This window comes from Bordetella genomosp. 10 (assembly GCF_002261225.1).
Lineage (GTDB): Bacteria > Pseudomonadota > Gammaproteobacteria > Burkholderiales > Burkholderiaceae_B > Bordetella_C.
This window is the reverse complement of record NZ_NEVM01000005.1, coordinates 1,863,192-1,886,597: the sequence shown is the minus strand read 5'-3', so window position 1 is coordinate 1,886,597 and position 23,406 is coordinate 1,863,192. Positions and strand designations below refer to the sequence as shown.

Genomic DNA, 23,406 nt, shown 5'->3' with positions numbered 1-23,406 from the left:
GGCGTCAGTACCGGGCGCGCGGATCGGCGCGGGCGGGATCCATGGCCGCCTTGCGGCGTGCGGGGGAGTAACGATGGTGAGCGATGAGCCCGGCTGGCGGCCATGGTGCGGATTCCTCAACGGATACGTGTTGTCTGGGGAATGCCCGCGGGAACGGCTGGATCGGAAGGGTTTCGTTCTTCGTCCCGGAGGCTTCTACCGGGAAGCCGCATGAAACGGAAAAAGCTGCCGCGTTATTTGTAAATAATTGTATTTTCGGCGGGGCGACCCTTGGCGGTCACGCCGGCGCCACGGTGACCCAATAGCGGGTGTAGCGATGCACCCGAACGGGCAGCCGCCGCTCCAGCGCATCGAGGATCCGGTCGGTCGCGTCGGGAACGTCCAGGGGCCACGCCCCGGTGATGCGCAAGTCGGCCACCTCGGGCGCACAGCGCAGGCGTCCGCGCCGGTAGCGGCCCAGTTCGGCGAGGAAGTCGTCCAGCCGCATGCCTTCGGCGACGAACATCGCGTCCGTCCAGGCCTGGCTGTCTTCGCGCAAGGGGAAGGGCGGCTCGACCGTGGAACCCGTGAACCGGACCTCCTGGCCCGCGAGAACGCGCACCGTCGCCGTCGCGGCGCTGGCGTCACCGGCCCGGACGTCGACCGCGCCTTCCGTGACGGCGAGCTGGGTATAGGGACGCCGGGCGTCGGCGTCGCGCCGCACGGTAAAGCGCGTTCCGACGGGGACCATCTCGCCGTCGGCCGTCGCCACGACGAAAGGCCGTCCCGCGGGATCCCTGGCGGTGGCGATCATGATCTCGCCGCCGCGCAGGATCACGCGGCGCTGGCGGGCATCGAAGCGCAGGTCCACGGCCGTGGCGGTGTTCATCCGCAGCGTCGTTCCGTCCGTGAGCACGATGCTGCGGCGCTCGCCCGTGCCCGTGCGCAGGTCCGACAGGGCAGCGGCCAGCTCGCCGCGCCATGGCACCTGTTCCTGGACGAGATAGACGCCGGCGCCGCCCAGGCCCAGCCATGCGAGATGCTTCAGCGCGCGGCGGCGCTTCGACAGCAGGGAGACCCGCGCCAGGGTCGCATGGGTCGTGGCGGACGCCACCCGCGCCGTGCTGTCCTGGAGATGGCTGCCCATGTTTTCCAGCCGCTCCCAGGCCAGCGCATGGTCGGGATGCCGCGCGCGCCATTGGTTGAACTCGGTCCGGTCTTGCTGCGTCGCGGTGCCGGACGCGAGACGGACATACCACTGCACCGCCTGCTCGACGACGCGTTCGGGAATGCGGTCAGCCATTCAGGTCAGCCATGCAGGTAGAGCGCCTTGTAGCACTGCGCGACGGCGCGGGTCATGGCCTTCTGCACGATGTTGACCGTGATGCCGAGCCGGCTGGCGATCTGTGGATAAGTCAGCCCGTCGATCTGGGAGAACAGGAAAATCTCGCGCACGCGGTCGGGCAGCCCGTCGAGCAGGGCGGCGATCTGCTCCAGCGTTTCCAGGATCAACGCCCGTTGCTCCGGCGAGGGAACGACCGCTTCCGGCTGCGCGGCCAGCGTATCGAGCCACGCATGCTCCAGCGCCTTGCGGCGCCAGTGGCTGACCACCAGCCCGTTGGCCACGGTGGCCAGGTAAGCGCGCGGTTCGCGGATGACGTCCTGGTCGCGGCTTCGCAGGACGCGCACGAACGTATCGTGCGCCAGGTCGGCCGCGTCGAATTGATTGCCCAGCTTGCGGCGCAACCATCCCTGCAACCAGCCGTGATGATCGGAATAGAGCGTCTCGACGCTGGGTAAATGTGCCTGGTCCGGCATGGCCTGAGCGGCGGCGCCCAGGGACGCCCTCTGATCTAAATAGGAATGAATCTTAATTATCTAGATAGTGGGGGCGTTTGGCAACAGGTTGTGGTTGAAGGGGGGATTCGAGGCATTCGGAGCTCGGGCACGGCCGAGCCAGCCAGGGTCGCCATCGACGCGCTTTTCGCTTTTTGGCTATCGCGAATGCAGATAGCCGGCATCTTCATAATTCGGTTCTCAGGATTCAGGATTGCGCGTAGCTTCCGGGTTATCTGGATTTCGGAAGATTGGTAGGTCATGACCTCGGCACTCGGCTATGCGGAACGCAATGCGTCGTATTGGAAGAAAAACCTCGCGGTTTGTGTTTTTGGTTCTTTCACGACGCTGGTCAGCTTGAGCATGCTGCTGCCTTTTCTTCCGTTGTATGTCCAGCAACTGGGCGCAAAGTCCGCGGACGACGTGGTCAAGTGGTCGGCAATCGCCTTCGATCGAATCGGCAGCAGGAAAGTCATCGTCGGATGCCTGGTGGCGACCTCACTGGTCCTGCTTCCGCAGGCCTTCGTCAAAGCGTGGTGGCAGCTTGCCTTGCTTCGAGGCGTCATGGGGGCGACGCTTGCCGGACTGCTGCCTTCGGTGGCGAAGCTGATCCGCCAGTCCGTCAATGAAGGCCATTCGGGATCGGCGCTCGGTTATCTTCAATCCGCGCAATTTTCGGGGCAGGTTGCGGGGCCCTTGCTGGGCGGGGCGATTGGCATCCATATGGGATTGCCTCACGTCTTCTTCGTGACCAGCGCGCTATTGCTGGCGTGCGCGGCGATGAACCACTGGTCGGAGCGCCGCCATCTGCTGCGATCGCGTTGAGGCTTGCGGTGTCGAGAGGCCATCGGCATGCGTGCCGCCGGCTTGCGCGCGCGCCTTGACCGCGCCTACGCCGCCTGCTCGCAACCCAGCTTCGCGGATAGCCGCGCCGACGCTTCCAGCAGTTGCTCTATCCCGTAGCGGATTCGCTCTTCGCTCATGCGTATCGCCGGCGCGGAGATGTTCAATGCCGCCACCGGTTTCCTGCCTTTCGCGTATACCGGCACCGACATGCTCACCAGGTGCTCGGACACTTCGCCGCGGCTGATGCAATAGCCGTTGCGGCGCGCCTCGTCGAGCCTGGCGCGCAATACCTCGCGCGGCACCGGCATATCGCTGGCCGCATAGAGGCGATCCAGCGTGCTCTCGATTTCGTCGGCGCTCTCGAAGGCCAGCAGGGCCTTGTTGGAGCCCAGGCCCAGGCGTCGGCGGCGACCTAGGACGATATGGACGCGAAGATCGCGGTTGGGCTCCCAGCTTCCTATGCAGACCGACTCGTCGCCTTCGCGGATGCGAAGCTGCGTGCTTTCCTGCACCGCTTCCCCCACGCGGGCGAGTTCCGCCGCGGCCAGGTTCGCCAGGTTGATCTGCGCGGTCGCCGCGCTGCCCACGAGCAGCGCCGCATGGCCCAGCCGAAAGCGCTGCTCCTCGGTCCGCTTCACGAGTCCGCATTCCTCCAGCGTGCGCAACAGGCGGTAGGCGCGCGCCTTCCCCAGGCCGTTCTTGCGGGCCAGCTCCGTCACGCCGAGATCGGGTTGGCCGCATACGGAAAAGAGCAGATCCATCGCGGTGCGCACGGATTCGATCGTGTAGCCGGAACGATTTGAAGACGAGGGGGGAAGGGACATAGGACGCTTTTGCCTGGAGGGACCGGCCGACCGGCCATTGCCGCGGATTATACCCGCCAGCCCATTTTTGTATCGATTACCGATACAGGGTATCTCCTAAGTTGCCAGTGTCGGCCTCGTAGCGCGACCATGAAGCCCTTCCCGCCTGCCGGTTCGACCTGGACAGGCGGCAGCCCACCCGCTCCGTTTCAATACCTAGAAGAGAAAAGCATGCGCTCACCCAGTCGCCGCCGCTTCCTGGCGAACACGACGGCGCTCGCCGCCGCCGGATCCTTCAGCCCATTGGTCTTTGCCCAGGAAAAGCCGCTGACCATCGGTATGGCAGGCCCGCCCACCACCCTCGATCCGCACCTGCAAAGCAACGCGCCGAATAATGCGGTGGCCATGCATATCTACGATGCGCTGGTGACCAATGACGCGAAATCCCAGTCCAAGCCGGGCCTGGCGTCCTCCTGGCGCCTGATCGACGACACGACCTGGGAGTTCACCCTCAACCCGAAAGCGGTCTTCTCCGACGGCACGCCATTCACCGGCGAGGACGCGATCGCCTCCATCAAGCGGGTCGGGGTCCTGACCAGCGTCGCTCCCTTCACGACCTACACGCGCTCCATCGCCGACATGTCGGTGCCCGAGCCGGGCAAGCTGATCATCAAGACGCACCAGCCGGACCCGCTCCTGCTCAATTCCCTGAGCCGCATCCGCATCATCAGCAAGCAGTACGCGCAGGCGCCCAGCGCCGACTTCAATTCCGGCAAGGCGGCCATCGGCACGGGCCCCTACCTGCTGAAGGAATACGTGCCGGAAAGCCGTGTCGTGCTGGTCCGCAATCCGCGCTACTGGGGGCCGGCGCCGCAGTTCGAGAACGTCGTGCTGCGCATCGTCACCGATCCCGGCGCGCGGCTGGCCGCGCTGCTCGGCGGCGATTGCGACCTCATCGAGACGGTGCCGTCCGAGGGGATCGCGCGGGTCCAGCAAAGCGGCAACAAGCACATCATTCGCGGCGTGTCCTCGCGCATGGTCTACATGGCCATGGACGAGGGGCGCGACGTCACCCCCTACGCTACGGACAAAAGCGGCAAGCCGCTGCCGCGCAACCCGTTCAAGGACGAACGCGTGCGCCTGGCCTTCGCCAAGGCCATCAACCGGGACCTCATCGTCAGCCGGGTCATGAGCGGCAACGCCGTGCTGGCCGACCAGTACGTGCAGCCCGGCACGTTCGGGGCGTCGACCCGGATCAAGCCGGTCGCGTACGACCCGAAGGGCGCCAAGGCCCTGCTGGCCCAGGCCGGGTATCCGGACGGCTTCAAGCTAACCATCCACAGCTCGAACAACCGCTACATCAACGACGCGGCGATCGCGCAGGCCGTGGCCCAGTTCCTGACGCGCATCGGCATCGAATCCACCGTCGACGTCATGCCCTGGTCGGTCTACGCCCCGCACCTGAGCAAGGGCGAATACAGCTTCATGCTGGGCTCCTGGGGCACCAACACGGGCGAGACCTCCAACCCGCTGCTGGCGACGGCCGTGTCCTTCGACGCCAAGGCGGGAACCGGCGCCAGCAACTATGGCCGCTATTCGAATCCGGAACTGGACAAGCTCGTGCTCGAAGCCAAGTCCACGATGGACGACAAGAAGCGCGAGGCCATGCTGGCGCAGGCCTGCGACATGGTGTTCGACCACAACGTCCTGCTGCCCCTGCACAACGAAGTGCTCGTGCTGGCCGCCCGCAAGGGCATCAACTACGAAACGCGTGTCGACCAATACACGCTGGCGATGGGCGTCACCAAGGCTTGAAGCCCAAGGCCTGACGTCCATCGTCCTCCGGCGGCGCCCGCGCGCCGCCCTCATTTCCATCGAGAGATTCCGCAATGTCCGACAAGGATCAAGACCAGAAGGCCGGCAAGTTCTACGGGCTCGGCAAGACGGCCATTTTCGCCAGCAAGAAAGACCCCCGCTTCTCCTATGTCATGTACGTCCCGCCTTGCGTCGGCGACGGGGAGAAGGTCGACCTGCTGGTCGCCATCCATGGCACGAGCCGCAGCTCCTTCCTGGATTTCCGCGACGGCTATGCCGAGTTCGGCCACTGGAACCGGGTCGCCATCCTGTGCCCGCTGTTTCCCATCGGCGTCCTGGGCGATGACGAACGCAGCGGCTACAAGTACCTGAAGGAAGGCGACATCCGCTACGACCAGCTCGTCCTGGACATGGTCGACGAGGTCGCCGCCAGGTACGGCCAGGACTGGGGCACCTTCGCGATGTTCGGCTTCTCCGGCGGCGGGCATTTCACGCACCGCTTCGCGATCCTGCATCCGCGCAAGCTCTGGGCGGCCTGCATCGGCGCGCCGGGCTCGGTCACCCTCCTCGATACCGGCAAGAAATGGTGGGTCGGCGTGGGCGACCTCCAGGCGCAGTTCGGCGTCGCCTTCGACAAGGAGGCGCTGGCCCGCGTGCCCGTGCAGATCGTCGTCGGCGAGGCCGACCTCGAAACCTGGGAAATCACCCACAAGCCCGGCGGCCGCTATTACATGGAAGGTGCCAACGACGCCGGACGCACCCGCCCGGAACGGGCCCGCGCCCTGTGCGAATCGTTCCGCGGCGCCGGCGTCGACGTCACGCTGGACGTCGTGCCCAACATGGCGCACGACCGCATGAAGGCCGTTCCGTACGTGCAGGAATTCCTGGCCAAGGTTCTGGCGTCGCGCCGCAAGGGGTAATCCATGAAGAACGGTGTCATCGTCGCGGCCCAGCCCGAAGCCGCCGAAGCGGGCGCGGAAGTCCTTGCCCGCGGCGGCAATGCGGTGGATGCGGCATTGGCCTGCGCATTCGTGCAAGGCGTCGTCGACCCGCAGATGGCGGGCATCGGCGGATTCGGCTCGATGCAGGTCTACATGCCGGGCAAGGGCATCCACGAGATCCTGGAGTTCTACGCCCGCGCGCCGCTCGCCTGCACGCCGGACATGTGGGTCGACAAGCTGGTCGGCCAGTCCAGCGACGGCTTCGGCTACATCCTGGAAGGGAACATCAGCGAAATCGGCTACCTGGCCGTCTGTACGCCGGGCAGCGTCAAGGGCTATGCGCATGCCCTGTCGCACTACGGCACCTTCGATTGGGCCGATCTCATCCAGCCGGCCATCGATTACGCCCGCAAGGGCTTCATGGTGCGCCCGCACGTGCATTGGTACTGGTCGCAGAACCAGAGCAAGGCCCATCTCGCCAACACGCGCGACAAGCTGGCCTTCAGCCAGACCGGGCGCGAGGTCTATTTCCGCGCCGACGGGTCGCTCAAGGAGATCGGCGACATCGTCGTGAACCGTGAAATGGCGAACACGCTGGAGCGCCTGGCCCGCCTGGGGCCGGACGATTTCTACCATGGCGAACTGGCCGCGCAGATCGCCGACGATTTCGCCGCGAACGGCGGCCTCATCGGCCGCAAGGACCTCGCCGAGTACGCGCTGAGCGTGACCCAGCCGCTATGGGGCGAGTACCGCGGCCATCGCATTTCGACCAGCCCGCCTCCCGGCAGCGGCATCTCGATGCTGCAACTGCTGCACATCATGGAGAACTTCGACGTCGGCGCCATGGAGCACGGCTCCTACGACCACGTGCGCACGCTGGCCGAGGCGATCAAGCTGATGACCGTGGACAAGGACCTCTACATGGGCGACCCCCTGTACGTCGACGTGCCGGTGGAGAAGTTGCTGTCCAGGTCCTATTGCGAGGAACTGGCGCGCGGCATCGCCGACGGCAAGCGGGCCAAGGTGACCCGCCTGGACGTATCGCAGCGCGAGACCACCCACATCTCCGTCGTCGACAAGCAGGGCAACGCCGTCGCCATGACGCACACCCTGGGCAGCCCGTCCGGCGCCATCACCCGCGGCCTGGGGTTCATGTACAACGGGACCATGGCGCGTTTCGACCCGCGTCCGGGCCGGGCGTCGTCGATCGCGCCGGGCAAGCGCCGGGCCAGTTCGGCGGCCCCCACCATCGTCTTCAAGGACGACCGTCCGTTCGTCGTCCTGGGGGCTCCCGGCGGGACCTACATCGCGCCCTCGGTGGCGCAGGGCCTGATGAATGTCCTGGACTTCGACATGTCCATGATCGAGGCCGTCAGCGCGCCCCGCATCACGGCCGTCTCCAACGCGATCGAAGTGAGCAACCGCGTCCGGCGCAGCGTCACGGACCGCCTGCAGGCCGAGGGCTACGAGGTCAAGCGCTCGCCGACCAGCTATCCCTACGCCGCGCTCCACGGCATCCGCATCGACGGCGACGCCTGCAAGGGCGCCGCGGATCCCCAGCGCGACGGCTGCGCCTACTCGGTGACTTGAGCCTATCCCTATGATCGTCTGGATATTTCGCAGGTTGTGGCAGGCCTGTCTGGTCATGCTCGCCATGAGCGTGATCGTCTTCATCGCCACCAACGTGCTGGGCAATCCGGTGGACATCCTGATTTCGCCGGACTCCACGCAACAGGACCGCGCGCGCATCATCGCCCAGCTAGGTCTGGATCTGCCGCTATGGCGGCAGTACTTCGCCTTCCTGGGATCGGCGCTGCACGGCAACCTGGGCACCAGCTTCGTCTATAGCCAACCCGCCATACACCTGATCTTCGAGCGCATGCCGGCCACCCTGGAGCTGGCGATCTGCGCCGTCCTGCTGTCCGTCGTGATCGGCATCCCCCTGGGCCTGTTCGCCGGCCTGGCGCCGGAATCGCCGCTGGCCAAGGGCACGATGGCGTTCAGCATCCTGGGCTTCTCGCTGCCCACGTTCTGGGTCGGCATCATGTTCATCCTGGTGTTCTCGGTCGAGCTCGGCTGGCTTCCCACCGGCGGGCGCGGGGAAACGGCGGCCCTGTTCGGCATCCAGTGGTCCTTCCTGACGGCGGACGGCCTGCGCCACCTGATACTGCCCGCGTTGAACCTGTCGCTCTTCAATATCTCGCTGGTGCTGCGCCTGACGCGCGCCGGCGTGGCCGAAGTGCTGCCGCAGGAATACATCAAGTTCGCGCGGGCCAAGGGCCTCTCCGAAACGCGGGTCATCTTCGTTCACGTGCTGAAGAACCTGATGATTCCCGTGGTGACGGTGGTGGGCATGGAGTTCGGCTCGGTGATCGCGTTCTCCGTCGTCACCGAAAGCATCTACTCGTGGCCCGGCATGGGCAAGCTGATCATCGACAGCATCAATTCGCTGGACCGCCCGGTGATCGTGGCCTACCTGATGGTGATCGTGATGGTCTTCGTCACGACCAATCTCGTCGTCGATTTTCTCTATACCGTGCTGGATCCCCGCATCCGGCTCAATGAAGGGGAGCAGTAATGGAAGCGCCCTCGCTCAATGCGCCGGCGGCCGAGCCGCCGGACACGGACGCCATGCGGCGCCTCGCCGTGTTCGCGGCGTTCGCCCGGTCGCGCCTGGCGGTCCTCGCGCTGGCGGTTTTCATCCTGCTGGCCCTGGTCGCCATCCTGGCGCCCTGGATCTCTCCCCAGAATCCCTACGACCTGGGCCAGATTTCCATCATGGACGCGCGCCTGCCGCCCGGCGCCGAGAGCATGGACGGCGGCCGCTACTGGCTGGGCACGGACGACCAGGGCCGCGACATGCTGTCCGGCATGTTCTATGGCCTGCGCATTTCCCTGGGCGTGGGCATCGTCTCGGCCCTGCTGGCCGCGCTGGCGGGAACGTCCATCGGCATCCTGGCCGCCTACGCGCGCGGCCGGCTGGAAACCCTGCTGATGCGCCTGGTCGACCTGCAGCTTTCCTTTCCCGCCATCCTGGTGGCGCTGATGATCCTGGCCCTGCTGGGCAAGAGCGTCATGAACGTGGTGCTGGCCCTGGTCATCGTCGAATGGGCCACCTATGCCCGCGCCGCCCGCAGCGCGGCGCTGGTGGAGCGAGGCAAGGAATACGTCGAGGCGGCGCAGGGCCTGGTGCTGTCGCGCTGGCGCATTGTCTTCCGCCACCTGCTGCCGAACTGCCTGCCGCCCATCATCGTCATCATGACCATCCAGATCGCCAGGGCGATCGCGCTGGAGGCCACGCTGTCCTTCCTGGGACTGGGCGTGCCGGTCACCGAGCCCAGCCTGGGGCTGCTGATCGCCAACGGGTACCAGTACATGCTGTCCGGCATGTACTGGATCAGCTTCTATCCCGGCATGGTGCTGCTGGTCGCCATCGTGTCCATCAACCTGGTCGGGGATCGCCTGCGCGATGTCCTGAACCCGCGCAGGAGGCCCGCATGACGCCGACGGCAAGCCTGATGGAAAACCGCCCGCGGGCGGTGGAGGCGCCCAGGCCCATCCTGCGCATCGCCGGCCTGCGCACCGAATTCGGCAGCCCCGAGCGGCCCGTTCGCGCCGTCGACGACGTGAGCCTGGACATCCGCCCCGGCGAGATCGTCGGTTTGGTGGGAGAGAGCGGCTCAGGGAAGTCGGTGACGGGCTTTTCCGTCATGGGCTTGCTCGACGGCGGCCGCGTCGCCGGCGGACAGATACTCTTCGACGGCGAGGACATCGCGCACGCTTCGGCGCAGCGCCTGCGCACCTTGCGCGGCAAGCGGATCGCCATGATCTTCCAGGATCCGATGATGACGCTGAATCCGGTCCTGCGCATCGACACGCAGATGATCGAGGCGATCACCGCGCACGAGAAGGTCTCCGTCTCCGTGGCGCGGCAGCGCGCTTGCGACGCCTTGGCAAAGGTGGGCATCCCCAGTCCCCAGGAGCGCCTGCGCGCCTACCCGCACCAGTTTTCGGGCGGCATGCGCCAGCGGGTGGCCATTGCCATCGCCTTGCTGCACAACCCTGACCTGATCATCGCCGACGAGCCGACCACGGCGCTGGACGTGACGATCCAGGCGCAGATCCTGTCCCAGGTGCAGAAGCTGGCGCGGGAACACAATACCGCCTGGTTGTGGATCACGCACGACCTGGCCATCGTCTCCCGTCTCGCCCACCGCCTCGGCGTGATGTACGCCGGCCGCATCGTCGAAAGCGGCACAGTCAGGCAGGTGCTCGGTGCGCCGCGCCATCCCTACACCATGGGCCTGCTGGACTCCGTTCCCGACCGCAACCAGCGGGGCCGGCCGCTGAAGCAGATCCAGGGCGCGCCGCCCATCGCCGGCCGCTTTCCGTCCGGCTGTCCCTTTCATCCCCGCTGCCCGGCCGCCTCGCCCGAGTGCGCGGCCAGCGCGCCCCAGACCACGGGCCTGCAAGGACACGAATACCGATGCTTTCATCCCCTCGGAACTCCTCAGCCATGACGAACGAAGTCCGTACGCCCATGGTCGAAGTCGATGCCGTCTCGCGCCGCTTCGGCCGGCGCCAGGACTGGATCGAGCGCGCGGCGACGCGCCTGGGCCTGGCCAAGCGGCCCCCCGTCGTGCGCGCCGTCGACAACGTCAGCATCACGGTTCATAAAGGGGAGGTCGTCGGCCTGGTGGGCGAGTCCGGCTGCGGCAAGTCGACGCTGGGGCGGATGGTGGCCGGCCTGCTGGCGCCGTCCTCCGGCGAGGTCCGCATCGATGGGCAGGCCCTGGACATGAAGAGCGCGGCGCGCGCCCATAACCGGCGCGCGCATCTGCGCACCCAGATGATCTTCCAGAATTCCTTCGCCTCGCTGAACCCCAGGCTGACGGTGGGGGAGATCATCATGGAAGCGCCCCTGGCGCACAAACTGGTGCAAGGCAATCCCGCGGACTACCTGGCGTTGCAGATGGAGCGGGCGGGGTTGAACCCGGCCTACCGCGACCGCCTGCCGCACCAATTCTCCGGCGGGCAGCGTCAGCGCATCGGCATCGCCCGGGCATTGGCCGTGCAGCCGGAACTCCTGGTCTGCGACGAGTCCGTGGCCGCGCTGGACGTCTCGATCCAGGCGCAGATCCTCAACCTGTTCATGTCGCTGCGCGACGAGTTGGGCCTGACCTACCTGTTCATCAGCCACGACCTCGGCGTGGTCAAGCACATTTCCGATCGCGTGGTCATCATGTACCTGGGCCGCGTGGTCGAGGAAGCGCCGACGGAAGCCATCTTCACGCGTCCGAGCCATCCGTACACGCAGGCCCTGCTGGCGGAGGTGCCTCGCATCGATATCGAGCAGCGCGAGTTCAGCACCATCCAGGGCGAGCTGCCCAGCCCCCTGGCGCCGCCCAGCGGCTGTCATTTTCACCCGCGCTGTCCTCACGCGATGGACCGGTGCCGCACGGAGGCGCCCGAAATCCGCATGGTGGGACCCGGCCACCGCGCGGCCTGCCATCTGCTGCAGCCGCGATAACAGAGAGACGGACAACCTACGCTGGAATTCCCGCTCATGCAATCGACCTATTCCGATGGATTGAATCGCGCCGCCCCGGCGACGCGCGGCATCGACGCCTCCGCCATCCAGGCCTTTCTCGACGGCCTGGAGCGCGAGGAACTGGAACTCCACAGCTTCATGTTCTGGAAGGACGGCGCCGTGATCGCCGAAGGCTGGTGGGCGCCGTATGCGCCCGAACTGCGTCACATGCTGCATTCTTCCGTCAAGAGCTTCGTGGGAACCGGCATCGGCCTGGCCGTCGACCGCGGCCTGCTTGCGCTGGACGCGAAGGTCGTGGACTTCTTTCCGGAACATGTGCCGCCCGATGCGCCGGCCTCGCTGCACCGGATGACGGTGCGCCATCTGCTCACCATGACCAGCGGCCACGGCTCCGGCATCTCGGGCGGCGAATGGCGCCGGCTCACCACGAGCTGGATCGCGGCCTTTTTCAAGGAGCCCATGGTCTACGAGCCCGGCGAACGCTTCGTGTATTGCAGCGGCTGCTCCTACATGCTCGCCGCCATCCTCCAGAAAGTCACCGGCGAACGGGTTCGCGACTGGATGGCGCCGAGGTTCTTCGAGCCGCTGGGCATCGAGGACCTCGCCTGGGATGTCGGCCCGGACGGTGTCAATACGGGCGGCAACGGCATCCGCGCCAAGACCTCGGATCTGCTGAAGCTGGCGCTGGTCCATATGCAGGGCGGCCAATGGCAGGGACGACAGTTGTTGAGCCCGGCGTGGACCGCCGCGGCGACGGGCGCGCAGATCGAGGACATCGTGATCGGCCACTTCGATGGCAAGCGCTACGCGGACCCCGGCGCGCCCGGCGCGGAGAAGCGCGAAGGGTATGGTTTCCAATGGTGGCGCGGGCCGGACAACACGTTCACGGCCAGCGGCCTGTTCGGCCAGCATGCCATCGCCTTCCCCGATCACAACGCGGTCATCGCCTTTACCGGCGGCATCGCGCCGCGCGAGAAGCGGGTGCATCGCCTGATATGGGAAAACATCGTTGCCGACATGCAGCGCAGGCGCACGCCCGACGCCAAACCGGCGGACGCCGATGCGCGGCTGGCGCGGCGTCTCGCGGCGCTGTCCATGCCTATCGAGCATGGGGAGACGATTCCCGCGTCGCGCGCGGACTTCCACGCGGTCTACGCCATCGCGCCCAACGACGATAACGTTGCCCGCATCGCCCTGGCATGCAGGGGCGACGACTGCACGTTCACGCTGACGGACGATCGCGGCGCGCACGAGATCGCCGCCTCGTTCTCGTCATGGCGGGCCGGGCAGACCTCCATGACCGGCTGGCGGATCCATCATTCCTACCAGCCCGACCAGGCGCGCGTGCTGGCGCGCGCCTTCTGGCGCGACGAGCATACGCTGGTCATGGACTGGATCTTCGTGGAAACCGCCTTCCGCGACCATGTGGTGTGCCGCTTCGACGGGGACGAAATCCGGTTCGACCGGCGCGTGAACACCAACTCCACGCGCAAGGAAATGGATACGCTCAGCGGCAGGCGGGTTTCCTGACGCCCGCGCGGCGCCTGCGCCGCGACGGATGGGCGGTCATCGAAGTTCGTCCTGCGCCCGGGTGAACCACTGGCACACGGCCTTCCAGTGCGGATCGCCGTAGAGGCCGCGGAACCGCACGGTTTCCTGCGCGCGCTCGTCGCGCAAGACGGCGAGGCGTTGCGTGACGAACGACAAGGTCAACGGAATCCGGCATTCGACGGTAATGCAATGACGCCATTGCGCGTAGGTTTCTGGAATGACGGGGGCGTTCATCGGTAACCCTTCCTGGAAGAGGGCGGCGCTTCGCTCGACGTGGGGCGGTCATGCGGATCATGTTGGTTATGTTATAACATATCAAATAAATCCTCCCCGAACAGCACTCCCTTGAGAGTCCGAGACGACATGAACGCTGCCTGTTGAATCCACCGTTTGCTCGCAAGGAACCCCCATGAAAGTTCTCTCGTCTTTGAAGGACGCCAAGACGCGCCACCGTGATTGCCAGGTCGTGCGCCGGCGCGGCCGGATCTACGTCATCTGCAAATCGAACCCGCGCTTCAAGGCCCGCCAGGGGGGCGCCAAGAGCAGGAAGTCGTAATGCATCGGCTGGATGTGGCTGTCGTGGGCGCCGGCGCCGCCGGTATCGGCATGGCCTTGGCTTTGCAGAAGATTCCCGGGCTGCGCTTCGGCGTGCTGGAGGCCGGCCGCGTGGGCGAGTCGTTCCGGCGCTGGCCGGCGCAGACGCGCTTCATCACGCCGTCCTTTCACAGCAACCCCTTCGGGCTGGCCGACCTGAACGCCGTCAACGAACCCAGTTCGCCGGCGATCTTCACGGGGGCGGAGCATCCGTCTGGACAGCAGTATGCCGACTACCTGGGCTTCATCGCCAAGGGGCATGAGCTCCCCGTCGCTTGCGACTGCAAGGTCGAAGCGGTGGCGGCGGTGCCGGGCGGCGGCTTCATCCTGGAGACGGCGAAGGGCAAGCTGCACGCGGGCTTCCTGATCTGGGCCGCCGGCGAATTCCAGTACCCCGACCTGGCGCCGTTTCCGGGCGCGCAATGGTGCCCGCACTACGCCCAGGTCGAGGATTGGCAGGCGTTCAAGGCGCGCCGCTATACGGTGATCGGGGGATACGAAAGCGGCGTGGACGCCGCCGTCAACCTGGTCCGTTTGCGGCGCAAGGTGCGGCTGCTCGCGCGCAAGTCCACCTGGGATCCCGCGGGCCCGCACGATCCGAGCCTGTCGCTCTCGCCCTACAGTCGCCAGCGCCTGTACGAAGCGGTCGACACGGGCCGGCTGGAGATCGTATTCGGCGTGGACGTGATCGCCGTCACGCAGAACGAAGCGGGCGGCTACCGCATCCATGCGGGCGACGGCCGTTACTGGGACGAGAAGCAGGCGCCCATCCTCGGCACGGGATTTCAAAAGGGCGGCGGCGCGCGGCAGATCGCCGAACTCTGGGCCTGGGACGACGACGGCCGCATCGTCCTGTCCGAGGCCGACGAATCGACCATCACGCCGGGCCTGTTCCTGGTCGGCCCGCAGGTGCGGCACGACCGCCGCATCTATTGCTTCATCTATAAGTTTCGCCAGCGTTTTGCCCTGATCGCCGAGGGCATCGCGCTATGCCTGGACCGGGACACGAGCGCCCTCAAGGCCGGCGCCGGCGCCTGGGGACCGTTCGGCAATAGCGAGTGCTGCGAGGGCTGCGAATGCTGACCGCCTTCCGGAACGCCGTTCACGCATCGTGGATCTCGCTGTTGCTGATGGGCAGCATCCTGGCCGGCGCGGGCGTCGGCCACCAGTGGCCCGCAGTTGGCGAGGCATTGGGCGGCCAGGTCGACCGCACCTTGCTGACGCTGGTCGGCCTGCTCTTTTTCGGCGTGCGTTTCGAGGCCGTCGCGCGACTCCGGGGCGGACTGCGCGCGATCGGACTGATCCTGCTCGCCAACTACCTGTTCGTGCCCGCCATCGGCTATGCCATCGCCTCGGTCCTGCTGGCGGGGCAGCCGCTGTTCATGATAGGCCTCATGATCTATTTCATGTCGCCGTGCACCGACTGGTTCCTGGGTTTCACGCGGCTCGCGCGCGGCAACGTCGCGCTGGGCACGGCGCTGATTCCCGTCAACATGGTGGCGCAGTTGCTGCTATACCCCGTCTACTTGCATCTCTTCACGCGCAGCCCGGTCGAGGTCGAAGCGGGCATCATCGGCGAGACGGTGCTGCACTGGTTCTTCGCGCCGCTCGCCATCGCCGTCCTGGCCCATTATGGCCTGCGCCGGCTGCTGGGCGAGACGCGCTTCGCCCGCCTGCTGCACCGCGCCGATCAGGCCACGCCGTGGGCGATCGCGCTGCTGGTGACGGAAATCTTCGCCGCCAACATCGGCGTCATCGTGGAACACCGCGCCGTCTTCGCCTGGGTGCTGCTGGGCGTATTCCTGTTCTTCGTGGCCACCTTCCTGCTGGGCGAAGGCATCAGCCGCCTGGGACGGCTGGATTATCCCGAGCACGCGCTGCTCACCATGAACATCGCGGCCCGCAACGCGCCGCTGATGCTGGCGGTGACGATGGCGGCCCTGCCCGGGCAGCCGCTCGTCTATGCCGCCCTGGTCATCGGCATGCTGGTGGAGTTCCCGCATCTCACGGTGTTGCAGCGGGTGTTGCTCGGGCAGCGGCGGCGCGGGGCGTCGGCCTCGCATTCGTCCGCCGGGCATACACGAGGCGCCATCCGCATTCCCTAGCCTCGCAAACGCCGGGTGGAAAAGGGTAGCTTATCCGCACGCGCGGAGCGGATCCTCACCCCTGCGCGACGTCGACCCATTGGGCGTTCACCAATACGGCCATGCGTTCCGGGGTGATGCGAACCGCGGCATGTTGCGCGCCGCCGGCCGGGAATACCTCGGTGAACGCCTTCAGCGACACATCGCAGAACACGCTCAGGGGACGGGCGAGTCCGAACGGGCAAACGCCGCCGACCGGGTGGCCCGTGATGTCTTCGACTTCGGACGCTTCCAGCATCCGGGCCTTGGTGCCGAACTGCTGCTTGTACTTCCGGTTATCGATGCGAGCGTCGCCGCGCATCACCAGGACGATGATGTCGTCGCCGGTCCGCAGCGACAGGGTCTTGGCGATCTGCCCGTCGGCCACGCCGAGGGCCTGGGCGGCCAGCGCGACCGTCGCCAGGCTGGCATCCATTTCGGTGACTTCGATATCGGGGGCGTGTTCGGCAAGAAATGCCTGGACTGACTGCAAACTCATTGTGGCCTCGGTGAAACTGGCTGTGGGAGATAGTCGGGATCTGGGTGGGAGGGAAAAGGCGCCGCGGGCTTCGCGTCGGGGTGCCCCTTGTTCAGGCGAGTCTGGCCGCATCGAATGCCGCATCCTTGACTTGCTGCGCTTGCAGATAGGCATCGCGCGAAGGCAGCAAGTGCACCGCGCACAGTTCCTGTAGCCGGGCGCTATTGCCCGCGCGCAAGGCTTCGATCATCTGCCGGTGCTCCGTCTGGGCCAGGGCGCGGTGCTCGTGCGAGATCAGCCCCCTGAAGCGGATCGCATAGGTCTGCCGCGCATATTCCTCGATGGCGCGCACCAGCGTCTGGTTGCCGGACAGGGAAAACAGCGCCCGGTGAAACGCCATGTTGATGCGGAATACCTGCAACGCATCGCCCGAGGCCACGGCCGCGTCGTGGTCATGCTGGATGGCTTCCACGGCGGCCAGGGCCGCCTCTTCCACGGGAAACGCGATCTGCCGCACCGCCTCCACCTCGAGCAGGCTGCGCAAGCCGTACAGCTCCAGCACTTCGCGCGTGCTGAAGCTGCGCACGCAGGCGCCCACGTTGCGCCGCCGCTCGACCAGGCCGATGTGTTCCAACGTAGCCAGCGCCTCGCGCACGACGTGGCGCTTGGCGTCCCATCGGGCCATCAATTCATCTTCCACGAGCCGCTCGCGCGGGTGCAATCGCCCGAAAACAATGTCTTCTTCCATCTGGGAGGCAATCGTGTGCGCGGCGGAGGGCGGGGAGTCAGGCAAATCGGCCATCGGGAAAGGTGAAAAGCGTTAGCGGTCTGGCGCCTAGACCAGGGACGCCGATGCGTCCATGGGGAGTTTACCTGATGATGATTGATTAAATTATTAATATTCTAATTAATGAAAATATCAAAACCTACAAAGCACCGAGGAGACAAATGAGAAAACTTCTTTCGTGGACCACGCTGGGCCTCGCCGTCATTGCCGCGGCGCCCGCCGTGGCCGGGGACTTTCCGCAGCGGCCCGTCACCATCCTGGTGGGCTTCCCGCCCGGCACCTCCACCGACAACGTGGCGCGCATCATAGGCGAGGACCTCAGCAAGAAATGGGGGCAAGCCGTGATCGTCGACAACAAGCCCGGCGTGGGCGGCAGCATGGCCGTCTCCCTGCTCAAGCGCGCCAAGCCCGACGGCTACACGCTGGCGCTGTCGGCAACCGCCCCGCTGAACATCAACCCCCAGTTCAACAAGCAGATCAATTACGACCCGCTCAAGGATTTCGCCTACATCACCCAGACGACCTGGCTGCCTTATATGCTGGTGACCAGCGGCAAGAGCCCTATCACGTCGCTCGACCAACTGAAGAAGGCCGCGCTCGCCCACCCGGACGACCTGACCTATAGCTCCATCGGCATCGGCACGACCAGCCATCTGCTGATGGAAATCCTTCAGGAAAGAACCGGCATCAAGTTGCGCCATATTCCCTACCAGGGCAGCTCCCAGTCCCAGACCGACGTGATCGCGGGCAACGTCGACATGACCTTCGATACGGTGGTTTCGACCATGCCCCATGTCAAGGACGGCAAGCTCCACGCCATCGCGGTCAGCACCGCCCAGCCCACGCCGCTGGCTCCCAACGTGCCTAGCCTGCAGCAGCTAGGCGTGCCCAACTTCGACGTGGGCGCCTGGCTCGGTTTCGTGGCGCCGGCCGGCACGCCGGATGCCGTGGTGCACAAGCTGCATGACGACATCGTCGCCACGCTGCAGAAACCCGAAGTCCGGAAACGCCTGACGGACCTGGGCTCCGAAGTGGTGACCAGTGCTTCTCCGCAGGCATTCAAGCGGTTCGTCGCCGACAACTACAAGATGTGGGGCGACGTCCTGAAAAAAGGAGGCATCCACCAATGACACAATCCCGCTACAGCGCCACCGAATGGCAGGCCCGCGTCGACCTGGCCGCCTGCTACCGCCTGATGCCGCTTTTCGGCATGAGCGACCTGGTCTACAACCACATCACCTCGCGCATTCCCGGCACCGACGACGAGATCCTGATCAATCCCTATGGCTGGATGTACGAGGAAATCACGGCGTCCAGCCTGTTGAAGATCAATCTGCAAGGCGATGTGCTGGACCAGGGCTGCACCGACGCGGTCGTCAACCAGGCGGGATACGTGATCCACAGCGCCGTGCATGCGCACCGGCATGACGTGGGCTGCGTCATCCACACCCATACGCGCGCCGGCATGGCGGTGTCGTGCATGAAGGAAGGCCTGCTGCCCATCACCCAGACGGCCATGCGTTTCGCCGATATCGCTTATCACGACTACGAAAGCGTGGCCATCGACATGGACGAGCAGCAGCGGCTGGTGCGGGACCTGGGCCGTTCCACCAGCATGATCCTGCGCAACCACGGCTTGCTGGTGGCCTGCCCGTCCGTGGCCGAAGCCTTCAATGCCATGTACTGGCTGGAAATGGCCTGCCGCGCCCAGGTCGACGTCATGACCTCGGGGGCCGAGATCCTGCATCCCGGCCAGGCCATCGTGGACAAGACGTTCCGCTTGTACCAGCCCGACGTGCGCCGTCCCTTTGGCCTGATGGAGTGGCCCGCCATGCTCCGCTACCTGGACCGCCGCGATCCCAGCTACAAGAACTGATGTTGCGTCCGCGCCATCGCAAGGCGCGGAGGCCGAATGGGGGCGGCGCTTCCCTCTCGGGGAACGCCCCCATGACAAATGCTGATAGCGGCATGCGTAATTTCTATTTTTAAAAAATAGCCATATCAGTTTTGATATTGCCCAGCGCCCATTGGACGCTGGGCAATATGTCGTTGCAGCGCCGCAGAGCGCCGATGCGTGCAACCGTGTGGCCTCCGCAATAACGGAAGCCGAGAGCGGCCGATAAGCCGCCATCTGAACAACAACGAAAACGGAGACATGATCATGGCTGCAAAGGTGACAGGGCAGGCCGCGCCACAGGCCCGGCAGGGTTGGCGGTTCACTTCGTGGTACCGGGAGATGCCGCTTTCGGGAAAACGCGCGTTCCACGCGTCGTTTGGCGGCTGGGCAATCGACGCCTTCGACTTCATGGTGTTCAGCTTCGTCATTACCTCGCTGGTGACGCTTTGGGGCATAGACCGGGGCCAGGCCGGCTTATTGGGCACCGTGACGCTGCTGTTTTCCTCCGTCGGCGGCTGGATCGCGGGAATATTGGCGGATCGCTACGGCAGGGTGAAGATCCTGCAAGCCACCATCATCTGGTTTTCCCTGTGCACGATGGCGATCGGTTTCGCGCAGAACTTCGAGCAGGTTTTCGTGCTGCGCGCCTTGCAGGGCCTGGGCTTCGGCGGGGAATGGGCGGTCGGCGCGGTATTGATAGGCGAAATCGTCGCCAGCAAGGACCGCGGCAAGGCCGTCGGCGTCGTGCAGAGCGGCTGGTCGATAGGCTGGGCCGCCGCCGCCGTGGCGTACAGCGCGATGTTCTCGTTTCTGCCGGAAAACCTGGCATGGCGGGCCCTGTTCTGGGTCGGCATCGTACCGGCGTTTCTGGTGCTGTATATACGCAGGCACGTGTCCGAGCCGCAGGTCTTTCTGGACAACAAGGCGGAACGGCAACAGTCGGCGCAGCCCAAGTCCCCGGCCTTGGCGATTTTCTCGCCGGGGCTGCTGCGCACGACGCTGTCCGCCTCGATTCTCTGCACCGGCATGCAAGGCGGCTACTACGCCATGTCCACCTGGCTGCCGACCTACCTGAAGATGGAGCGGCATCTGTCGGTGCTGAACACCACCGGTTATCTGCTCGTGATCATCGCGGGTTCGTTCGTGGGCTACGTCGGGGGCGCCTATCTCGCGGACTACTGGGGGCGCAGGAAGAATTTCATTTTCTTCTCCGCGCTTTCCGTCCTTTCCATCTATCTCTACCTGCATCTGCCCCTGACGAATACCCAGATGCTGTTTCTCGGTTTCCCGCTGGGTTTCTCGGCGTGCGGCGTGTTCAGCGGCGTCGGCGCCTATCTGACCGAACTCTATCCGGTGGAGAGCCGGGCCAACGGCCAGAGTTTCACCTACAACTTCGGCCGGGGGATCGGCGCGCTTTTCCCTGTGCTGGTGGGCTGGATCAGCGAGAAGTCGGGGCTTGCAACGGCCATTTTCGCCTTCGGCATCGCTGCCTACGGCGCCGTGTTCGCGATGAGCCTGATCCTGCCCGAAACGAAGGGGCGGGATCTCACCTGAGGCCGATGCCCTTCGGCCGCGGTCATGGATGGCGGAGCCGGCCTGCCCGGCCCGATAGACGAAGAATCGATAACACAAGCGCACCGAGCGAAAAAAGCCGGGCGCCGCAACAGGAGACAAACCGATGAATGACATTTCCCGACGCAGTGTGCTGAAAGCGGGCGTGGCCATGGCGGCCGGCTGGTATATGCCCCGTTCGTTCGCGCAGGCTGTCTTGCCCAAAGGCACGATCAACCTGATCGTGCCTTTCGCCGCGGGCGGCGCCACCGACATCGTCTCGCGCCTGGTGGCGCAGAAATTGGGTGAACGCATACAGCGCACCGTCGTGGTGGAGAACATCGGCGGGGGCGGCGGCGCCATCGGCGCGGCAAAGGCGGCCCGGGCCGATCCCACCGGCAATACCCTGCTGATGGGCACCATCGCCACGCACGTGATCAACCCGTTGTCGATGGAGTCGCTCTCCTACAACGCGCAGAAGGACTTTACGCCCATATCGCTGATCGCCACCGTCCCCAACGTGTTGCTGGTCAATCCTTCCGTCAAGGCCAGGAACGTCCAGGAACTGATCGCCCTGCTGAAGGCGAAGCCCGGCCAGTTCAGCTACGGGTCGTCGGGCGTGGGGACGCCGCCGCACCTGTCGGGCGAGTTGTTCAAGGCGATGGCCGGCGTGGACATGGTCCACGTGCCTTACAAGGGCGGCGGCCCGGCCATGACCGACCTGATCGCCGGACAGATTCCCATCCTGTTCGACGTGCTCACGGGCGCGGCCTCGCATATCCGCGCCGGCTCCGCGCGCGCACTTGCCGTGACGACCAAGGCGCGCGTGGCCTCGTTTCCCGACCTGCCCACCGTGGCCGAATCGGGCGTGCCGGGCTACGAGACCTGGACGTGGAACGCCATCTTCGGCCCCGCCGGCATGCCCCGGCCCATGGTCGCGTCATTGAACGATGCCCTAAAGGCGGTGGTGGCGCTGCCCGACGTGCAGACGCAACTCAAGGAATTGAGCGCCACGCCCGTCGGCTCGTCTCCCGAGGCGCTTGCCACGCTGGTCAGCGCGGAAACCGAGAAGTGGGGCGCCGTCATCAAGTCCATCGGCGGCCTGAAAAGGGGGTGATACATGATGCATGACACTGCGGCGTTGGCCGGACGATTCGAGCGCGTCGTCGGCCCGGGGCGGGTGCTCACGGCGGCCGAGGACATGAACGGCTACCAGCAGGACTGGCGCGGACGGTATCGGGGCAAGGCGCTGGCGGTCGTGCTGCCCGGTTCCACCCCGGAAGTCGCGGAGGTCGTGAAGCTGTGCGCCGAGCTGGAGATGGCCATCGTTCCGCAGGGCGGAAACACGGGGCTGACCGGAGGCGCGGTCGCGGATGGCGACCGGCCGGTCGTGCTATTGAACCTGTCGCGCATGAACCGCATCCGCGAGGTGGACGTCGCCAACAATTCGCTGACCGCGGAGGCCGGCTGCATCCTGGCCAACGTGCGCGAGGCCGCCGACGCGCGGCAGCGCCAGTTTCCCTTGCTGCTGGGCAGCGTGGGAAGTTGCGAGATCGGCGGCCTGGTGTCGACCAATGCCGGGGGAACGGGCGTGCTGCGCTACGGCAACATGCGAGAGCTGGTGCTGGGCCTGGAGGTGGTGCTGCCGGACGGCCGCATCTGGGACGGCTTGCGCGCCCTGCGCAAGGACAACTCCGGCTATGACCTCAAGCAGTTGTTCATCGGCGCCGAGGGCACGCTGGGCGTGGTGACCGCCGCCGTGCTCAAGCTGTTCCCGCGGCTTTCCGTCTCGGCCACCGCCATGATGGCGCTGGCCGGCGTGCGGGAGGCCGTGGACCTGTTGCGCTTCATGCAGGAACAGATCGGCAACCGCATCGAGGCGTTCGAGATTCTTTCGCGCGAGCAGATAGAAATCGTCCTGAAGCACGGCCATGGGCTGCAGTCTCCCATGGCGCTGGACGCGCCATTCTATGTGCTGATGGAGATCGCCGACAGTTCGCCGCAGTGGGACGCCGGCGCCGAATTGCAGAACCTGATGGAGGCCGCGTTCGAGCGTGCGCTGATCGCCGATGCGGTGCTGGCGACCGACATCGCCAAGACCGAGCGCATCTGGGCGTTGCGGCACAACATTTCCGAATCGAACAAGCGCGCGGGCTTTACCGTCTCCAACGACACCTCGGTGCCGGTGTCGCGGCTGCCGGCATTCATTCCGCTGGTCACCGGACGCATCGAGCAACAGGTCGCCGGCGCCATCGTCTGCCATGCGGGCCACATCGGCGACGGCAACATCCACGTCATCGCGGTGCTGCCGCGCGACGTATACGCGACCCCGGAGCAGTGCGAGGAGGCGGCGGCGCGCGTGAACCTGATCGTCCACGAGGCCAGCGTGGAGCTGGGCGGCAGCATCAGTGCCGAGCACGGCATCGGCAAGATGCACGTGGAACGCCTGGAACGTTTCAAGCCGGTCCTGGACCTGGACATGATGCGCGCCGTGAAGGCGGCATTCGATCCGGCGGGGCGGATGAATCCGGGCAAGATCCTGCGGGCGTAAGCCGCGGGATTTTCCCGGCGCCGATGAACTGGCGGCCGAGATGGTGAAGCCCGGGCAGCGAGCGTTGTGGCCGACCGTGCCGGTCCGCGGCATGACCTTGCTC

The 23,406-nt window shown here is 65.8% G+C and carries 23 protein-coding genes; 17 read left to right on the top strand and 6 right to left on the bottom strand.

The features are described from left to right. Nucleotides 1-277: 277 nt before the first annotated feature. A complete protein-coding gene (locus CAL29_RS24520; protein ID WP_094855541.1) occupies nucleotides 278-1,282 on the bottom strand; it encodes a FecR domain-containing protein in 1,005 nt (334 codons plus the stop codon). A gap of 5 nt (nucleotides 1,283-1,287) precedes the next feature. Next, nucleotides 1,288-1,797, bottom strand: a complete 510-nt coding sequence (locus tag CAL29_RS24515; protein WP_094855540.1) for a sigma-70 family RNA polymerase sigma factor — start codon at nucleotides 1,795-1,797, stop codon at nucleotides 1,288-1,290. Nucleotides 1,798-2,076: 279 nt separating this feature from the next. Here CAL29_RS24515 and CAL29_RS24510 point away from each other — a divergent pair, with 279 nt between their 5' ends. Then, entirely contained in the window at nucleotides 2,077-2,640 is a 564-nt protein-coding gene (locus tag CAL29_RS24510; protein ID WP_094855539.1) for an MFS transporter, read from the top strand. Between the two features lie 65 nt (nucleotides 2,641-2,705). Here the strand turns inward: CAL29_RS24510 and CAL29_RS24505 are convergent, their stop codons facing one another. After that, complete coding sequence (locus tag CAL29_RS24505) at nucleotides 2,706-3,485, bottom strand: IclR family transcriptional regulator (protein WP_094855538.1); 780 nt, start codon at nucleotides 3,483-3,485, stop codon at nucleotides 2,706-2,708. Between the two features lie 210 nt (nucleotides 3,486-3,695). Here CAL29_RS24505 and CAL29_RS24500 point away from each other — a divergent pair, with 210 nt between their 5' ends. The 8 genes from CAL29_RS24500 to CAL29_RS24465 all read left to right on the top strand — a co-directional run bounded on the left by CAL29_RS24500 (nucleotide 3,696) and on the right by CAL29_RS24465 (nucleotide 13,301). Continuing rightward, nucleotides 3,696-5,279, top strand: a complete 1,584-nt coding sequence (locus CAL29_RS24500; RefSeq protein ID WP_179284169.1) for an ABC transporter substrate-binding protein — start codon at nucleotides 3,696-3,698, stop codon at nucleotides 5,277-5,279. 74 nt (nucleotides 5,280-5,353) lie between these two features. Continuing rightward, the gene (locus CAL29_RS24495; protein WP_094855536.1) at nucleotides 5,354-6,199 is read left to right on the top strand and encodes a hydrolase; all 846 of its coding nucleotides are present in this window, start codon (nucleotides 5,354-5,356) and stop codon (nucleotides 6,197-6,199) included. Between the two features lie 3 nt (nucleotides 6,200-6,202). Next, nucleotides 6,203-7,810 (top strand): gamma-glutamyltransferase, encoded by a 1,608-nt coding sequence (gene ggt / locus CAL29_RS24490; protein WP_094855535.1) that lies wholly within the window; start codon nucleotides 6,203-6,205, stop codon nucleotides 7,808-7,810. 10 nt (nucleotides 7,811-7,820) lie between these two features. Beyond that, nucleotides 7,821-8,798, top strand: a complete 978-nt coding sequence (locus tag CAL29_RS24485; protein ID WP_094855534.1) for an ABC transporter permease — start codon at nucleotides 7,821-7,823, stop codon at nucleotides 8,796-8,798. Beyond that, the gene (locus tag CAL29_RS24480; RefSeq protein WP_094855533.1) at nucleotides 8,798-9,721 is read left to right on the top strand and encodes an ABC transporter permease; all 924 of its coding nucleotides are present in this window, start codon (nucleotides 8,798-8,800) and stop codon (nucleotides 9,719-9,721) included. Before CAL29_RS24485 ends, CAL29_RS24480 begins: the two co-directional genes overlap by 1 nt. Next, nucleotides 9,718-10,740, top strand: coding sequence for an ABC transporter ATP-binding protein (locus tag CAL29_RS24475; protein ID WP_256977710.1), 1,023 nt, complete (start codon nucleotides 9,718-9,720; stop codon nucleotides 10,738-10,740). The genes CAL29_RS24480 and CAL29_RS24475 overlap by 4 nt, the downstream gene beginning before the upstream one ends. Further along, on the top strand, nucleotides 10,737-11,750 hold the full coding sequence (locus CAL29_RS24470) for an ABC transporter ATP-binding protein (protein WP_094855532.1): 1,014 nt from the start codon (nucleotides 10,737-10,739) through the stop codon (nucleotides 11,748-11,750). Before CAL29_RS24475 ends, CAL29_RS24470 begins: the two co-directional genes overlap by 4 nt. Nucleotides 11,751-11,786: 36 nt before the next feature. Next, nucleotides 11,787-13,301: a serine hydrolase domain-containing protein gene (locus tag CAL29_RS24465; RefSeq protein WP_094855531.1), complete on the top strand. Its 1,515-nt coding sequence runs from the start codon at nucleotides 11,787-11,789 to the stop codon at nucleotides 13,299-13,301. Between the two features lie 36 nt (nucleotides 13,302-13,337). Here CAL29_RS24465 and CAL29_RS24460 read toward each other — a convergent pair whose 3' ends face one another. Continuing rightward, nucleotides 13,338-13,556, bottom strand: coding sequence for a hypothetical protein (locus CAL29_RS24460; protein WP_094855530.1), 219 nt, complete (start codon nucleotides 13,554-13,556; stop codon nucleotides 13,338-13,340). A 175-nt stretch (nucleotides 13,557-13,731) separates the two neighbouring features. On the opposite strand from CAL29_RS24460, the gene ykgO reads away from it, so the two are divergent. The 3 genes from ykgO to CAL29_RS24445 are packed head-to-tail and all read left to right on the top strand — an operon-like array spanning nucleotide 13,732 to nucleotide 16,021. Beyond that, nucleotides 13,732-13,878 (top strand): type B 50S ribosomal protein L36, encoded by a 147-nt coding sequence (gene ykgO / locus CAL29_RS24455; RefSeq protein ID WP_094855379.1) that lies wholly within the window; start codon nucleotides 13,732-13,734, stop codon nucleotides 13,876-13,878. Continuing rightward, entirely contained in the window at nucleotides 13,878-14,999 is a 1,122-nt protein-coding gene (locus CAL29_RS24450) for an NAD(P)/FAD-dependent oxidoreductase (protein WP_094855529.1), read from the top strand. The genes ykgO and CAL29_RS24450 overlap by 1 nt, the downstream gene beginning before the upstream one ends. Then, entirely contained in the window at nucleotides 14,993-16,021 is a 1,029-nt protein-coding gene (locus CAL29_RS24445; RefSeq protein ID WP_094855528.1) for an arsenic resistance protein, read from the top strand. The genes CAL29_RS24450 and CAL29_RS24445 overlap by 7 nt, the downstream gene beginning before the upstream one ends. 55 nt (nucleotides 16,022-16,076) lie before the next feature. On the opposite strand, the gene CAL29_RS24440 is transcribed toward CAL29_RS24445, so the two are convergent. Both CAL29_RS24440 and CAL29_RS24435 read right to left on the bottom strand, forming a co-directional pair. Next, the gene (locus tag CAL29_RS24440; RefSeq protein ID WP_094855527.1) at nucleotides 16,077-16,538 is read right to left on the bottom strand and encodes a YbaK/EbsC family protein; all 462 of its coding nucleotides are present in this window, start codon (nucleotides 16,536-16,538) and stop codon (nucleotides 16,077-16,079) included. A gap of 91 nt (nucleotides 16,539-16,629) precedes the next feature. After that, nucleotides 16,630-17,319 carry a GntR family transcriptional regulator gene (locus CAL29_RS24435; RefSeq protein WP_094855526.1) on the bottom strand — a complete coding sequence of 230 codons (690 nt, stop codon included), beginning with the start codon at nucleotides 17,317-17,319 and terminating at the stop codon, nucleotides 16,630-16,632. A 146-nt stretch (nucleotides 17,320-17,465) separates the two neighbouring features. On the opposite strand from CAL29_RS24435, the gene CAL29_RS24430 reads away from it, so the two are divergent. The 5 genes from CAL29_RS24430 (at nucleotide 17,466) to CAL29_RS24410 (ending at nucleotide 23,303) form a co-directional block, all read left to right on the top strand. After that, complete coding sequence (locus CAL29_RS24430; RefSeq protein ID WP_094855525.1) at nucleotides 17,466-18,434, top strand: Bug family tripartite tricarboxylate transporter substrate binding protein; 969 nt, start codon at nucleotides 17,466-17,468, stop codon at nucleotides 18,432-18,434. Then, nucleotides 18,431-19,180 carry a class II aldolase/adducin family protein gene (locus CAL29_RS24425; protein WP_094855524.1) on the top strand — a complete coding sequence of 250 codons (750 nt, stop codon included), beginning with the start codon at nucleotides 18,431-18,433 and terminating at the stop codon, nucleotides 19,178-19,180. The genes CAL29_RS24430 and CAL29_RS24425 overlap by 4 nt, the downstream gene beginning before the upstream one ends. Before the next feature lie 285 nt (nucleotides 19,181-19,465). Next, nucleotides 19,466-20,755 carry an MFS transporter gene (locus tag CAL29_RS24420; protein WP_094856889.1) on the top strand — a complete coding sequence of 430 codons (1,290 nt, stop codon included), beginning with the start codon at nucleotides 19,466-19,468 and terminating at the stop codon, nucleotides 20,753-20,755. A gap of 124 nt (nucleotides 20,756-20,879) precedes the next feature. Next, nucleotides 20,880-21,869, top strand: a complete 990-nt coding sequence (locus tag CAL29_RS24415) for a Bug family tripartite tricarboxylate transporter substrate binding protein (protein ID WP_179284168.1) — start codon at nucleotides 20,880-20,882, stop codon at nucleotides 21,867-21,869. A gap of 3 nt (nucleotides 21,870-21,872) precedes the next feature. Further along, the gene (locus tag CAL29_RS24410) at nucleotides 21,873-23,303 is read left to right on the top strand and encodes an FAD-binding oxidoreductase (protein ID WP_256977708.1); all 1,431 of its coding nucleotides are present in this window, start codon (nucleotides 21,873-21,875) and stop codon (nucleotides 23,301-23,303) included. Nucleotides 23,304-23,406 lie beyond the last annotated feature (103 nt).

Coding starts and splice junctions, on each gene's coding strand:
- CAL29_RS24520 (WP_094855541.1), bottom strand. CDS start 1,282: ATGGCTGACCGCATTCCCGAACGCGTCGTCGAGCAGGCGGTGCAGTGG.
- CAL29_RS24515 (WP_094855540.1), bottom strand. CDS start 1,797: ATGCCGGACCAGGCACATTTACCCAGCGTCGAGACGCTCTATTCCGAT.
- CAL29_RS24510 (WP_094855539.1), top strand. CDS start 2,077: ATGACCTCGGCACTCGGCTATGCGGAACGCAATGCGTCGTATTGGAAG.
- CAL29_RS24505 (WP_094855538.1), bottom strand. CDS start 3,485: ATGTCCCTTCCCCCCTCGTCTTCAAATCGTTCCGGCTACACGATCGAA.
- CAL29_RS24500 (WP_179284169.1), top strand. CDS start 3,696: ATGCGCTCACCCAGTCGCCGCCGCTTCCTGGCGAACACGACGGCGCTC.
- CAL29_RS24495 (WP_094855536.1), top strand. CDS start 5,354: ATGTCCGACAAGGATCAAGACCAGAAGGCCGGCAAGTTCTACGGGCTC.
- ggt (WP_094855535.1), top strand. CDS start 6,203: ATGAAGAACGGTGTCATCGTCGCGGCCCAGCCCGAAGCCGCCGAAGCG.
- CAL29_RS24485 (WP_094855534.1), top strand. CDS start 7,821: ATGATCGTCTGGATATTTCGCAGGTTGTGGCAGGCCTGTCTGGTCATG.
- CAL29_RS24480 (WP_094855533.1), top strand. CDS start 8,798: ATGGAAGCGCCCTCGCTCAATGCGCCGGCGGCCGAGCCGCCGGACACG.
- CAL29_RS24475 (WP_256977710.1), top strand. CDS start 9,718: ATGACGCCGACGGCAAGCCTGATGGAAAACCGCCCGCGGGCGGTGGAG.
- CAL29_RS24470 (WP_094855532.1), top strand. CDS start 10,737: ATGACGAACGAAGTCCGTACGCCCATGGTCGAAGTCGATGCCGTCTCG.
- CAL29_RS24465 (WP_094855531.1), top strand. CDS start 11,787: ATGCAATCGACCTATTCCGATGGATTGAATCGCGCCGCCCCGGCGACG.
- CAL29_RS24460 (WP_094855530.1), bottom strand. CDS start 13,556: ATGAACGCCCCCGTCATTCCAGAAACCTACGCGCAATGGCGTCATTGC.
- ykgO (WP_094855379.1), top strand. CDS start 13,732: ATGAAAGTTCTCTCGTCTTTGAAGGACGCCAAGACGCGCCACCGTGAT.
- CAL29_RS24450 (WP_094855529.1), top strand. CDS start 13,878: ATGCATCGGCTGGATGTGGCTGTCGTGGGCGCCGGCGCCGCCGGTATC.
- CAL29_RS24445 (WP_094855528.1), top strand. CDS start 14,993: ATGCTGACCGCCTTCCGGAACGCCGTTCACGCATCGTGGATCTCGCTG.
- CAL29_RS24440 (WP_094855527.1), bottom strand. CDS start 16,538: ATGAGTTTGCAGTCAGTCCAGGCATTTCTTGCCGAACACGCCCCCGAT.
- CAL29_RS24435 (WP_094855526.1), bottom strand. CDS start 17,319: ATGGCCGATTTGCCTGACTCCCCGCCCTCCGCCGCGCACACGATTGCC.
- CAL29_RS24430 (WP_094855525.1), top strand. CDS start 17,466: ATGAGAAAACTTCTTTCGTGGACCACGCTGGGCCTCGCCGTCATTGCC.
- CAL29_RS24425 (WP_094855524.1), top strand. CDS start 18,431: ATGACACAATCCCGCTACAGCGCCACCGAATGGCAGGCCCGCGTCGAC.
- CAL29_RS24420 (WP_094856889.1), top strand. CDS start 19,466: ATGGCTGCAAAGGTGACAGGGCAGGCCGCGCCACAGGCCCGGCAGGGT.
- CAL29_RS24415 (WP_179284168.1), top strand. CDS start 20,880: ATGAATGACATTTCCCGACGCAGTGTGCTGAAAGCGGGCGTGGCCATG.
- CAL29_RS24410 (WP_256977708.1), top strand. CDS start 21,873: ATGATGCATGACACTGCGGCGTTGGCCGGACGATTCGAGCGCGTCGTC.